The sequence below is a fragment of the Proteus alimentorum genome, assembly GCF_002607735.1.
GTDB classification, from domain to species: Bacteria; Pseudomonadota; Gammaproteobacteria; order Enterobacterales; family Enterobacteriaceae; genus Proteus; species Proteus alimentorum.
On the sequence record NZ_NBVR01000031.1, the window covers coordinates 468,334 to 482,123 of the forward strand.

Here is a 13,790-nt window from a genome sequence, read left to right on the forward strand (position 1 = left end):
CCATCCACAGTCATGTTACTGTGGATGGTCTATTTTTTTGCCATTTCACTAGGTATTGCTGTATGAATACTGCTATGACGTTATCTTTTCGTCTAAAAGGTCAGTTAATTACCTTTGCACAAGGAATATTGACTCTGGTGCTGACTCTTTTAGGCCTTCTTGTCATCACATTTACGCTTTCTGCTCTTTCACCTGTCGATCCTGTCTTACAAATTGTTGGTGATCACGCAAGCCTCGAAACCTATAACCAAGTAAAACATGAACTAGGACTGGATTTACCTATCTATATGCAGTTTTTTCACTATGTGGAAGCACTGCTACAAGGGCATTTAGGTACAGCAACATCAACAGGTCAACCTGTTCTTGATGATTTGTTAGCAACTTTCCCCGCTACGTTGGAATTAGCGACTATTGCATTACTGATTGGCGCCAGTCTCGGTATTTTATTCGGCGTTTTATGTGCGCGGTTTGTGGGAACTCCCCTCGATTTTATTTTGCGGATTCTAACGTTATTAGGCAGTTCAGTCCCTATTTTCTGGTTAGGTTTGATTTTGCTCTTGATATTTTATGCCACATTACAATGGACTGCAGGTCCCGGACGATTAGACGATATCTATCAATTCACCATTGAACCCATAACGGGTTTTGCATTAATTGATACATTATTAGCGGGCGATAAAGAGGCTTTTTTTAATGCAATATCACACCTTATTTTGCCCGTTTCTTTATTAGCTTATTTTGCCCTTGCTTCTATCACACGTTTAACGCGTTCAGCCTGCTTAAACGAAATGAATAAAGAGTATGTCACGTTAGCAAGAGCAAAAGGCATTGGCGAATTGCGTATTCTTTTTTATCACGTACTGCCGAATATTCGTGGTGTCTTAATGACTATTATCGCCCTGTCTTACACTGGCATGTTAGAAGGCGCCGTATTGACAGAAACGGTCTTTTCTTGGCCGGGAATTGGTCGATATCTCACAACAGCACTTTTTGCAGGTGATACCACAGCTATTATGGGCGGTACTTTAATTATCGGTTTATGCTTTGTCTTTATTAATAATATGACCGATATCGTTATTCGTTTGACTGATCCGAGGCTCCGCTAATGTCATCCTTATTTTTAAGAAAAATAGCGCGTTCGCCTTCCGCATTTATCGGTTTATCGTTGCTTATTTTACTGTTAATTATAGCTATTTTTGCACCTTGGTTAACCCCTTATGATCCCAATTGGCAACATGCTGCCCAACGTTTGTTAGCACCCAATGCGGAACATTGGCTAGGCACAGATAATTATGGGCGCGATATTCTTTCTCGCCTTATCTATGGTACTCGCCCAATGCTAGGTTTAGTGGGGCTGGTGGCGCTTATTACACTACCTTTAGGATTATTGATTGGGATTTTATCTGGATATTACGGTGGTTGGACTGAACGTATTTTAATGCGCTTCACCGATATTGTGATGTCGATGCCTTCTCTTATTCTCGCTTTCGCCTTTGTTGCAATGTTAGGCCCGGGTCTGCTAAATGGGGCATTAGCACTGGCTTTAACTGCATGGCCAGCTTATGCACGGCAATCACGCAGTGAAATTCAACATTTACGTAATAGTGATTATCTTGCTGCCGCTGAAATGATGGGTATTAAAGGTATCCGACTATTATGGGGACATATTTTACCACTGTGTTTACCTTCAGCCATTGTACGTTTAGCACTGAACTTAGCGGTGATTATCCTCGCAGCGGCAGGATTGGGTTTTCTTGGATTAGGTGCTCGTCCACCGATGGCGGAATGGGGAGCAATGATCGCAGAAGGTATGCCTGTTATTTTTGATCAATGGTGGGTTGCTGCTATTCCGGGTACGGCAATTTTAATCAGTAGCTTAGCATTTAATTTATTGGGTGATGGATTACGTGATGTATTGGGAGATACCCATGAATAAAACACCATTAATTGAGGTAAATAACCTCTGTATCGATTTCCCAAAGGCAAGAGTGGTTAATAATGTTTCTTTCACTTTAGGACAAGAGCGTTTGGCGGTTGTCGGTGAATCAGGCTCAGGCAAGTCAATGACCGCTCGTGCATTAATGGGATTAGTTCGTCAGCCGGGAAAAGTCAGCGCAGATAAACTAAACTTGCAGGGAAATAATCTGTTGGATTTCTCATCTCGCCAATGGAATAACATCCGAGGTAATACCATTTCAATGGTTCTACAAGATCCTCGTTATGCCTTAAATCCTGTAAAAACCATTTATCAACAAGTAGAAGAAACCGTAAAACAGCATCAAAAACTGTCGCGCCAAGATAGACGTCAACTTATTGTTGATACACTGCTATCTGTCGGCTTACCTGAACAGAATATTTATCGTTATCCCGGTGAATTATCAGGGGGAATGGGGCAACGAGCAATGATAGCTATTGCGCTTATTAATAACCCAACTATTTTAATTGCCGATGAGCCGACATCTGCACTTGATGCTCAACTTCGCCATCAAATCCTTGAACTGATTACCACGCAGTGCGAGCAACGTAACATGGGCTTATTGCTAATTAGCCATGATTTGCCTCTTGTTGCCGAATATTGTGAACGTGTCATGGTGATGTACCAAGGCGAACAAGTTGACGAGCTCAATGCTAAAGCGCTACCAACTGCCACACATCCTTATACGCGTACACTTTGGACATGCAGACCTAATGCAAGCACTTATGGCACTCCATTGCCTGTATTAGATAGAACGCTTAATTTCAAGGGACTGCATCATGCTAATTGATATTCATAATTTACATGTTCAATTTGAACAAGGTAAACAAGCAAAACACGTTGTAAAAGGGATTGACCTACATGTTCAACAAGGTGAAACCTTTAGCTTAATAGGTCGTTCTGGTTGCGGAAAATCGACGGTTTTACGGGTGATTGCCGGATTATTATCTCATTGGCAAGGTAATATATCGCTTTTAGGGCAAACAATTAAACCTCAACAACGTTTTCAAGGGACATTACGCCGTAATATACAAATGGTATTTCAAGATCCCTACGCCTCTTTACACCCTCAACACCGTATTGAGCGTGCGTTTTCTGAGCCTTTAAAAATCCATCAAATTCCTTTTGATAAAGAGACGATTGAACAAGCATTAGCCCAAGTTGGTTTGCCTGCAGATGTGGCAAGTCGTTATCCTCATCAACTTTCTGGTGGACAACGTCAACGCGTTGCCATTGCCAGAGCCCTTTTATTACAACCTCAATTATTGCTTTTAGACGAGCCAACTTCAGCACTAGATATGTCAGTACAAGCCGAGATCTTGAATCTGCTTAACACACTGAAAAAAGAGCATAATATGACATATTTATTAGTAAGCCATGATGCTGATGTTATTGCACATATGTCAGATAGAGCTGCATTAATGGAAAATGGTGAATTAACACAACATTATGATCGGGATGCGTTATCAAAAGGAATACATCGTCTTGATTAAGATAGAAGAGAATAAATAAAGAAAGGATCCGAGCAGTATTGCGTTATTAATACTGCTCTTTTTAAGTGTACTGTTTAGTCGTACCGTTATTTAATTGTTTTGCGCTGTGTTTAAACTAATAAGCCCGGAAAAATAGAACGTAATCCGGTCACAATAAATTCAATACCTAACGACATTAATAATAAGCCCATTATACGAGTAACCACGTTAATGCCGGTTTGCCCTAAATATTTCACTAATAGTGTTGCACTGCGAAACAGCAACCAACAACAAAATGCAAAAAAGATACTAGTTGCGGCTAATCCTAAAAAGTTAGTAAACCCTTCCCAGCGAGAACTCCACACAATACAAGAACTGATAGCCCCTGGTCCTGCCATTAATGGTAATGCTAAAGGCACAACAGCAACACTATTACGTACTGCGGATTCGTTTCGTTCTTGGTTGTTTTGTTTATCTTCCCCTAAACGCCCATTTATCATAGTCATTGCAATGGTAACAATCAGCATCCCCCCTGCTATACGAAACGAGTCGATAGAAATACCGAAAATACTCAGTATAGAATCACCGATTAACAGAGAAGAAACCAAAATAATTGCAACGGAGCCATTCGCAATTAAGTTTGTTTTGTTACGCCCTGCATCAGTTTGATAACTCGTCATACTGATAAAGACAGGCAAAATACCAATTGGGTTTACAATCGCAAAAAGACCGACAAAAAATTTAATATAACCGGATAAATCCAGCAGTGACCCCATGAAAAGCCCCTTCTTGGCTAATAAACATGCGAATTATTCTATAAAAGATAGAGTAACTCCCAAAAATGCGCGTTACTTTAAATCAATAAACCAGTTAATTCTATTAGTTAACAAGTTTTTACCTAAAATATTCTCTTGTAAACCATTCAAAACCTAGTGGTTTAATTTTATATCGGAATAAAGTGTACGACAAAAAAATCGTTGAACATTTATTACATATAAGAATCATTCTCATATAAACCCATGCTGAAAGGTGTCAGCTTGCTAATTTTGTGATATATATCACGTTAATTAATTAGAAAGATGGTAAGCTGTTATCATTCGAAGAAAGAGGGTTACTTCGAAAATATATTCAGCTTTATTATTGTTTTTTTTAAGTTTTTTAAGCAAATTATGCTCTCTAATAATTATTACTGAAATGAGTACATTATCATCTATCTAGGCTATTCTTATTAGTTATGATGAAAACGGCTAATTTGCTTAAAAAATTTAACATTTTATCAGGAGTCTCTTTATGTCTGTAACTAACGTTACTGAACTCAATGATTTGGTTGCTCGTGTAAAAAAAGCTCAACATGAATTTGCTAACTTCTCTCAAGAACAAGTTGATGCTATTTTCCGTGCTGCTGCATTAGCTGCCGCTGATGCCCGTATTCCTCTTGCAAAATTAGCTGTTAAAGAGTCTGGTATGGGTATCGTTGAAGATAAAGTGATTAAAAACCACTTTGCTTCTGAGTATATCTACAATGCGTATAAAGACGAAAAAACCTGCGGGATCTTATCTGAAGATCTGACTTACGGTACCATGACCATTGCTGAACCTATTGGGATCATCTGTGGTATCGTACCAACCACTAACCCAACTTCTACTGCGATTTTTAAAGCATTAATTAGCTTAAAAACACGTAATGGTATTATCTTCTCTCCACACCCTCGTGCAAAAGAAGCAACAAACCGTGCTGCAGAGATCGTCTTAAATGCGGCTATCGCTGCAGGCGCACCAAAAGATATTATCGGTTGGATTGATGAGCCTTCTGTCGCCCTATCTAACGCATTAATGCACCATGATGATATTAACCTGATCTTAGCGACAGGTGGTCCAGGCATGGTTAAAGCTGCGTATAGTTCTGGTAAGCCAGCTATCGGTGTTGGTGCGGGTAATACCCCTGTTGTTATTGATGACTCTGCGGATATCAAACGCGCAGTGGCTTCAATCTTAATGTCTAAAACTTTCGATAACGGCGTAATTTGTGCGTCAGAACAATCTGTTATCGTTGTTGATAGCATTTATAAACAAGTTCGTGAGCGTTTCTCAACTCACGGCGGTTACATGCTGACAGGTAAAGAATTAAAAGCTGTTCAAGATATCATCTTAAAAGACGGTAACTTAAATGCCGCTATTGTGGGTCAACCTGCAACAAAAATTGCTGAAATGGCTGGTATTGAAGTCCCTGTAAATACCAAAATTTTAATTGGCGAAGTAAAAGAAACAACAGAAGCAGAACCTTTTGCTCACGAAAAATTATCTCCACTATTAGCAATGTACCATGCTCAATCATTTGAAGATGCGGTGCTAAAAGCTGAAAAATTAGTTGAGATGGGTGGTATCGGTCACACTTCTTGCTTATATACAGACCAAGATAACTGCCCTGAACATGTTGCTTACTTCGGCGACAAGATGAAAACATCGCGTATTTTAATCAATACTCCAGCATCTCAAGGTGGTATTGGTGACTTATATAACTTTAAACTTGCTCCTTCTCTAACATTAGGTTGTGGTTCATGGGGTGGTAACTCCATTTCTGAAAACGTAGGGCCAAAACACCTTATCAACACTAAAACCGTGGCGAAAAGAGCAGAAAATATGTTGTGGCATAAACTTCCTAAATCTATTTACTTCCGCCGTGGTTGTTTACCTATCGCACTGGAAGAGATTGCGACAGATGGTAAAAAACGTGCCTTTATCGTGACCGATGGTTTCTTATTCAACAATGGTTATGTTGATGAAGTGACTCGTGTACTGAAAAAATTTGGTGTTGAAACAGAAGTCTTCTTTGAAGTTGAAGCAGATCCAACATTAAGCGTTGTGCGTAAAGGCGCAGAACAGATGAATAGCTTTAAACCTGATGTGATCATCGCATTAGGTGGTGGTTCACCAATGGATGCTGCAAAAATCATGTGGGTTATGTATGAGCACCCAGAAACTCACTTCGAAGAATTAGCATTACGCTTTATGGATATCCGTAAACGTATTTACAAGTTCCCGAAAATGGGTGTGAAAGCACAAATGGTTGCTATCACAACAACATCAGGTACAGGCTCTGAAGTAACACCATTTGCGGTAGTAACTGATGACGAAACAGGTCAAAAATACCCATTAGCAGACTATGCATTAACACCAGACATGGCTATCGTTGATGCAAACCTTGTTATGAATATGCCTAAATCTCTATGTGCATTTGGTGGTTTAGACGCGGTAACTCACGCATTAGAAGCCTACGTTTCTGTATTAGCGAACGAATATTCTGATGGACAAGCACTGCAAGCCTTAAAATTACTGAAAGAATATCTGCCTGCAAGTTACCATGAAGGCGCTAAAAACCCAGTAGCTCGTGAACGTGTTCATAATGCAGCAACCATTGCAGGTATTGCTTTTGCTAACGCATTCTTGGGTGTTTGTCACTCAATGGCGCATAAATTAGGCTCTGAGTTCCACATTCCTCACGGTTTAGCTAATGCGTTATTAATTTCAAACGTTATTCGTTATAACGCTAATGACAACCCAACAAAACAAACTGCATTTAGCCAATACGACCGCCCTCAAGCACGTCGTCGTTATGCAGAAATCGCTGACCACTTAGAACTTTCAGCACCAGGTGACCGTACTGCTGCTAAAATTGAGAAATTATTAGCTTGGTTAGAAGAAATGAAATCTTCATTAGGAATTCCATCTTCTATTCGTGAAGCGGGTGTTCAGGAAAGTGATTTCTTAACAAGAGTTGATAAGTTATCTGAAGATGCATTTGACGATCAGTGTACTGGCGCTAACCCACGTTACCCACTGATCTCTGAACTAAAACAACTGTTATTAGATTCTTACTACGGTCGTGAATTTAATGAACATCCGGTTGTTGAAGTGAAAGAAGAGACAAAACCTGTTAAGAAAAGCAGTAAAAAATAATCGAAACACGCTGTGTTAGTGTGATCCTCAATATTTCGGTTATTTATTCTTAAAATAGAAACCCAGTCATATGACTGGGTTTTTTATGGTCATTCACTTGTTTATCTACATTTTGCTAGTGATTTCTGATATTGGGGGAATAAAGCGTGATAAGCCACTATTTAACCACAAATGATAGGTGTTTATACCTATTCAATAGGTTTGATTTTTACTATAATAATAGTGCCTGCCTTTATATGTTCACAATCTTCTCTAAAAAAGACGTTGAGCAACTTATCTCTCAAGTTATGCCTTTGCATTACCGCATTATAAAAAATGCCTTACAATCGATTACAGGGCGCGCTAAACTCCTCTCCTCTTTCATTAGTTGGTATAATTATTTCACTCTTACCTTATTTACTTCATAAAGTGACCACAACGAAATGTTATTTGAAACCATCGTATTCGCTTTACGATCCACAATCGTACTTTTATTCTTATCTGATCAAAAAATAAATCAATGTCATCGTTTTGATTATTAATTAATGATTAAAATATAGAAATATAAATATTTTATATCTCTAAGCGCATTAAATTTATAAAAAACAGAGTTTCAATAAAATATTATCAAAATGACGCTTACTCGCTTGCTAACGTAATAACGGTCGCTATTTGCGCATTCCACTTGAAAATTACTCCTTTAGGAGTATGAAGGGAGCCTGTTTATCCGTATAACAGGCATAAAGTAAAGTACTTCATTTATTCAATAACAACTTAAGCACCCTATAACCAACACTTATAAAACCTGATATAAATGTTTCATTATACTAACCATAGATAAAAGAAATATTTTTAGTATTTTATGACTATCTTTATTCAATTTTATTAAACTATGAATAATATAAATGAATCAAATGTCCCTATCTCTTATCATTTGTAAAAAACAATATCGACATCACAAAACAAACACCGTACGTATATTTGATTATGTCTTTTTTGATTAATGATAATGAAATCGATGAAATAAATAATTTTTCCTATCAAAAAATAACATATCTTCACAGAAGAAAATCAAACTCACCGCAATTTGATATAAAAAAAGCCAATAAATTGGCTAAAATTTAAAAAATATAAACATTTTTTAGTATTACGTAATATAACACTTTATTTGAATTCTTATTTCATCCCCTCTTTCACTCTGACAAATTAGTAAAAGAGGGAAGTTGAAAAGGTTACTCTTGTTCAATACACCCTTTTAGTGTTGCCTGCGTATAATGCTTACGACAGACTGAAACATATTTTTCATTTCCGCCTATTTCAACTTGAGCACCATCACTCAGTACATTTCCTTTATCATCTAAACGTAATACTTTATTTGCCTTTCTACCGCAGTAACATACTGTTTTAAGTTCTACGAGCTTATCAGCCCATGCTAATAAATAAGCACTGCCCGTAAATAACTCACCTCTAAAATCCGTTCTTAGCCCATAAGTGAGAACCGGAATATCATAGGCATCTGTTATTTCACAAAGTTGTTCGACATGTGCCTTACTTAAAAATTGGCACTCGTCAATCAATACACAGTGAATAGGCTGTTTGTTATGCTCAGTAACAATAACGTCACGAATATTCATATCATCACTAAAGAGTAATGCATCCGCACTTAATCCTATTCTTGAGCTAATTTTCCCCTTTGCAAAGCGTGTATCAATAGCCGCAGTGAAAATCAATGTACGCATTCCTCGTTCATTATAGTTATAAGAGGATTGCAATAAAGATGTTGATTTTCCAGCATTCATGGCTGAATAATAAAAGTAAAGCTGAGCCATCAGCTCTCTCCTTAAATAGTGTTTATTTTCACGAGCGACAGTCTAACATAAACAATCTACAAGTTATCCATAACAAGTATTTATTACCTTTATTTCTATTCTGGATATACCATCGAAAGATGAAGTTCGTTGTTAATGCTAATTTTTGCTTAAAAAATAAATAGCTTTAATAAGTACTTAACATATTAAAACACACCTTGATATACCTTTATTAAAGTATGAAAGTTAGTCCGATTCCATTTTTAGAAAAAAGTCCGTTATTATAAAAAAATGAACAAAGCTTTCTATTCTTTAGCATTAGCGCTATCATCAGTTAAAAGATGCATTTCCTTACTAATATTTCCTTTATTGACTAAAGATGCCTCAACTTTTATTATTTTTTTCGTTGAGATATTAGTTTAAAAAAAAGAAATTTTACGTAAGGTTTGTATTTAGGTATTGCAGAAATTTAAATAGCAATCTATTATTAGTATTACATCAGCCAACAACATTTATTTGAGACCAGGAAAATGAGCGAATCTTTAAAAATATTAAATAACATCCGTACTCTCCGTGCACAAGCAAGAGAAACTTCTTTAGAAACTTTAGAAGAAATGCTTGAGAAACTCGAAGTTGTCGTTAATGAGCGTCGTGAAGAATTCTCATTAGAAAAAGCAGCTGAAGAAGAACGTGTTCAGAAATTACAAAAATACCGTGAAATGTTAGAAGAAGCCGGTATTGATCCAACAGACTTACTTGAAGCAAGTGCTGTTAATAAAACTGGCCGTGCTAAACGTGCAGCTCGCCCAGCTAAATACTCTTACGTTGATGAAAATGGTGAAACTAAAACTTGGACAGGCCAAGGTCGTACACCAGCTGTAATCAAGCGTGCTATTGATGAAGAAGGCAAATCCTTAGACGATTTCCTGCTGTAATTTAAGTCAATATTCTATTTGAAATACCCTTTTAAATAATTAAAAGGGTATTTTCTTGTTTACCCTATTTAATTAAACAAGCGTTTAATTTTAATATGTGCTGATGTTGTTTGTATTAGATGTGGGTAAGCAAGAATAAAAATGTAATAACTGCGTTATTTATTTTTATTTATAATGAAAAAGGAGCTTTTATAGCTCCTTTTTTCTTTGATTTAATTAAACTGATATTATTAATTTTTATAATAACTTAAATACCAATCAACAAACTGTTTTACGCCATATTCTACTTCTGTATTCGGCGAGAAACCTATTGTCTCAGACAAGTCTTGGCAATCAGCACAAGTAGAAAGAACATCACCATCTTGCATCGGCATTAAATTCAATTTAGCTTTAATGTTTAATGACTTTTCTATCGCTTCAATGAATGCCATCAATTTGGTTGGTTTCCCATTGCCCACATTATAGATTTTATAAGGTGCAGAACTTGAAGACGTTTCGCCTTTCTCTACTGTCCAATTTTTATCTATTACTGGTACAACATTGAGCAATCGAACAACGGATCCCACAATGTCATCGACATAAGTGAAATCGCGTGTCATATTCCCACCGTTATAAACATCAATAGGTTCACCAGACAGCATTGCCTTAGTGAATTTAAATAATGCCATATCAGGGCGCCCCCAAGGGCCATATACCGTGAAGAAACGTAATCCCGTTGTTGGTAATTGATATAAATGTGAATAGCTATGAGACATTAACTCATTAGCTTTCTTTGTGGCCGCATATAATGAAACGGGGTGATCAACACTATCTTCTGTTGAGAAAGGCTGTTTTTGATTCAAACCATAAACAGAACTTGAAGAGGAGTAGATAAGATGTCCGACTTTATTATGGCGACATCCTTCTAATATATTCATGTGACCAACAATATTCGCATCAATATATGCCATTGGGTTTTCAATGGAATAGCGAACACCCGGTTGAGCCGCTAAATGAATAACTCGGTCAAATTGGTGTGATACAAATAATTGAGCCACTTTCGTTGAGTCAACGATATCAAGTTTCTCAAAATGGAATTTTTCTAGCTGTTGTAATTTAGCTAATCGAGCCTCTTTTAAGCGCACATCATAATAATCATTCAGATTATCTATTCCGACAACATGATAACCCATTTCGATTAAACGCTGACTCATATGATAGCCAATAAAACCCGCAGCACCTGTTACCAATATTTTCATATTATCACTCAAATAACCTAATAATTTATTTTTATGTCAACGCTATCATGCTTAATATCACCTCGATTAAACATCATAACGCTTAACATCGTCATACATTACAGAAATCAATATGGCTCAATACTAAATGCATTGAGCCATACCTTAATCTCTTACAATCGCTTTATCTAGCCTTTCCCATATAAATGATTATTAATAGGCTTTATTTCACTGTATCTTTAATGATTTTAGCCATTGTGCAAAATCTTCACCAAACTCTTCGTGCTGTATTCCGTACTCTACGAAAGCTTTCATATACCCTAATTTATTACCACAATCGTGGCTTTTCCCTTGTAGGTGATAAGCTTCAACAGGCTCTTTTTCAATGAGCATTGCAATCGCATCAGTTAACTGAATTTCATCTCCGGCACCCGGTGCAGTTTTCGCTAATAGAGGCCAAATACTTTCAGATAATACATAACGCCCTACGATAGATAAATTCGAAGGTGCTTCTTCTTTCTTCGGTTTTTCAACAACACGAGTAATGGGTTTGCTATCACCTGGGCATAAGTTTTCGCCCATACAATCAACAATACCGTAATTAGAAACTTCATCCTCAGGAACAGGTTCAACAAGAATTTGACTTGCGCCTGAATGTTCAAAGTGAGAAAGCATCTCTTTTAAGTTAACTTTCGTTAAATCAGCACTGTATCTATCTAAAATAACATCAGGCAGGATAACAGCGAAAGGTTCATCACCAATTAGGGGTTTAGCACATAAAATCGCATGGCCTAATCCTTTTGCTATTCCCTGACGAGTTTGCATAATAGTGACATGGCTTGGACAGATGCCTTGTACTTCTTCTAATAACTGGCGTTTAACTCGTTTTTCTAAAATCGCTTCTAATTCAAAACTCGTATCAAAATGGTTTTCAATTGAATTTTTAGATGAATGTGTAACAAGTACAATTTCATTAATACCTGCTGCAATACATTCATTCACTACATATTGAATAAGAGGCTTATCAACCACCGGCAACATCTCTTTTGGAATCGCCTTGGTTGCAGGTAGCATTCTTGTTCCTAATCCAGCAACAGGGATCACCACTTTTCTAACTTTACGCACTGCTGATGACATTATACTTCTCCTGCAATTCGTACCGTTCTACTTTCAGATATCAATGGGTACAATTAAAAATAATCGCTAGAGTATACCAGCTAATATCTAAGGATAAACAGAGCCCTACCCGTTAATTGAGATAGTTCTTCATTTATGTTTAATATATGCACGATATTCTATTTTTATTTAATCTAAATTTAACTTTTATAGATAGGGGAAAACATTAATTTTATCTGATTTGTGTTATCCCAAATTTTACATTGCCAATTTGTTCCCTCACATTTTACTTGATTAATATATAAAAGTTGCAATGTCCCTAAGGGGACACCGCTATTTAATTCGAATTTTTTACTTTCTGTTTTTATTTCTGCTTTTAAACCTGCCGAGGCTAATAGTATATTTTTTTTCTGGGTATGATAATAACCCAGTGTAATAGGAAATTGTCCTTTTACTCCAATCTCATTAAGCATTTTATTTAGTTTATTCAACATATTATACATACTTGGCAAAGATCGTACTTTTTCTGATGACTTTAATACATCATTAAAAACAACCCGTAAGAGTAAAGCGACCAGAAGCCCATTTTCATCATCTCTCGATATATCGACACAATAGAAAATAATTTGATCTTCTGATAAAGCCGCTATATCAAATAACAATCCCATTTTAGCTATATCATTTAATTGACGATAATTAACACAATATCCCGCAACAACCTGCTTAACCTGAGGTTGCATCTGTTTTATGAACGACTGAATATAATGGGTATCTTTTCGTAAGCTATTCCAAAGTGGTTCTAAATGTATACCTTCTATTAATACTGATTCAAAAAAACCAGGACATAATACTTCAATGACTTTTTGTTTTAATTTATCAAGATGAGTTATTGGCTTCAGAAAAATCTCTTGTGCCCCTAAACGCAACATATCATCTATTTCAGCCATATTATCTGTACATGAAATAGCAATAACAGGAATAGCCAGTTTACGTTGTTCAAGATGACACAAAAAAGTGGGGCCATTCATTACTGGCATACGGATATCACATAAAATAAGATCAGGAAGCAATCCCTCTTCTAGTAAAGATAATGCTTGGCTACCGTTATCTGTTGTATAAACACAAGCCTTCTCATGTGAGAAATATTCCGTCAACATTGTGCGAAAAACGACCTCATCATCAATTATTAGGATTTTTTTACCCACTAAAGCTTTGTTCATTGGTGACTCCGATAACTATCGTTTCACATGCTGATTAATTAGCGCTACATTATTAGTTTAGTTCAACATTGACGTTAATTATTCCCAATCGCTACTTTTTTCAATCAATGG

The 13,790-nt window shown here is 36.7% G+C and carries 11 protein-coding genes; 6 read left to right on the forward strand and 5 right to left on the reverse strand.

The window, feature by feature from the left end:
• Positions 1-62: 62 nt before the first annotated feature.
• Genes B6258_RS12705 through B6258_RS12720 form a run of 4 tightly spaced genes read left to right on the forward strand, consistent with a single transcriptional unit; the run spans position 63 to position 3,468 of the window.
• A complete protein-coding gene (locus tag B6258_RS12705; protein WP_099075555.1) occupies positions 63-1,106 on the forward strand; it encodes an ABC transporter permease in 1,044 nt (347 codons plus the stop codon).
• Positions 1,106-1,936 carry an ABC transporter permease gene (locus tag B6258_RS12710; protein WP_099075556.1) on the forward strand — a complete coding sequence of 277 codons (831 nt, stop codon included), beginning with the start codon at positions 1,106-1,108 and terminating at the stop codon, positions 1,934-1,936. Before B6258_RS12705 ends, B6258_RS12710 begins: the two co-directional genes overlap by 1 nt.
• The gene (locus B6258_RS12715) at positions 1,929-2,765 is read left to right on the forward strand and encodes an ABC transporter ATP-binding protein (protein ID WP_099075557.1); all 837 of its coding nucleotides are present in this window, start codon (positions 1,929-1,931) and stop codon (positions 2,763-2,765) included. Before B6258_RS12710 ends, B6258_RS12715 begins: the two co-directional genes overlap by 8 nt.
• Positions 2,752-3,468 carry an ABC transporter ATP-binding protein gene (locus tag B6258_RS12720; protein ID WP_206073629.1) on the forward strand — a complete coding sequence of 239 codons (717 nt, stop codon included), beginning with the start codon at positions 2,752-2,754 and terminating at the stop codon, positions 3,466-3,468. Before B6258_RS12715 ends, B6258_RS12720 begins: the two co-directional genes overlap by 14 nt.
• A gap of 110 nt (positions 3,469-3,578) precedes the next feature.
• Here B6258_RS12720 and B6258_RS12725 read toward each other — a convergent pair whose 3' ends face one another.
• Positions 3,579-4,223, reverse strand: a complete 645-nt coding sequence (locus B6258_RS12725; RefSeq protein ID WP_088495370.1) for a YchE family NAAT transporter — start codon at positions 4,221-4,223, stop codon at positions 3,579-3,581.
• A 514-nt stretch (positions 4,224-4,737) separates the two neighbouring features.
• Here B6258_RS12725 and adhE point away from each other — a divergent pair.
• Entirely contained in the window at positions 4,738-7,404 is a 2,667-nt protein-coding gene (adhE, locus tag B6258_RS12730; protein ID WP_099075559.1) for a bifunctional acetaldehyde-CoA/alcohol dehydrogenase, read from the forward strand.
• A gap of 1,211 nt (positions 7,405-8,615) precedes the next feature.
• On the opposite strand, the gene B6258_RS12735 is transcribed toward adhE, so the two are convergent.
• On the reverse strand, positions 8,616-9,212 hold the full coding sequence (locus tag B6258_RS12735) for a thymidine kinase (protein WP_099075560.1): 597 nt from the start codon (positions 9,210-9,212) through the stop codon (positions 8,616-8,618).
• A gap of 509 nt (positions 9,213-9,721) precedes the next feature.
• Here B6258_RS12735 and hns point away from each other — a divergent pair.
• Complete coding sequence (hns, locus tag B6258_RS12740) at positions 9,722-10,126, forward strand: histone-like nucleoid-structuring protein H-NS (protein ID WP_088495367.1); 405 nt, start codon at positions 9,722-9,724, stop codon at positions 10,124-10,126.
• 230 nt (positions 10,127-10,356) lie between these two features.
• Here hns and B6258_RS12745 read toward each other — a convergent pair whose 3' ends face one another.
• The 3 genes from B6258_RS12745 to rssB form a co-directional block, all read right to left on the reverse strand.
• Complete coding sequence (locus B6258_RS12745; RefSeq protein WP_099075561.1) at positions 10,357-11,364, reverse strand: NAD-dependent epimerase; 1,008 nt, start codon at positions 11,362-11,364, stop codon at positions 10,357-10,359.
• A 207-nt stretch (positions 11,365-11,571) separates the two neighbouring features.
• The gene (gene galU / locus B6258_RS12750) at positions 11,572-12,480 is read right to left on the reverse strand and encodes a UTP--glucose-1-phosphate uridylyltransferase GalU (protein WP_099075562.1); all 909 of its coding nucleotides are present in this window, start codon (positions 12,478-12,480) and stop codon (positions 11,572-11,574) included.
• 179 nt (positions 12,481-12,659) lie between these two features.
• The gene (rssB, locus tag B6258_RS12755; protein ID WP_099075563.1) at positions 12,660-13,679 is read right to left on the reverse strand and encodes a two-component system response regulator RssB; all 1,020 of its coding nucleotides are present in this window, start codon (positions 13,677-13,679) and stop codon (positions 12,660-12,662) included.
• Positions 13,680-13,790 lie beyond the last annotated feature (111 nt).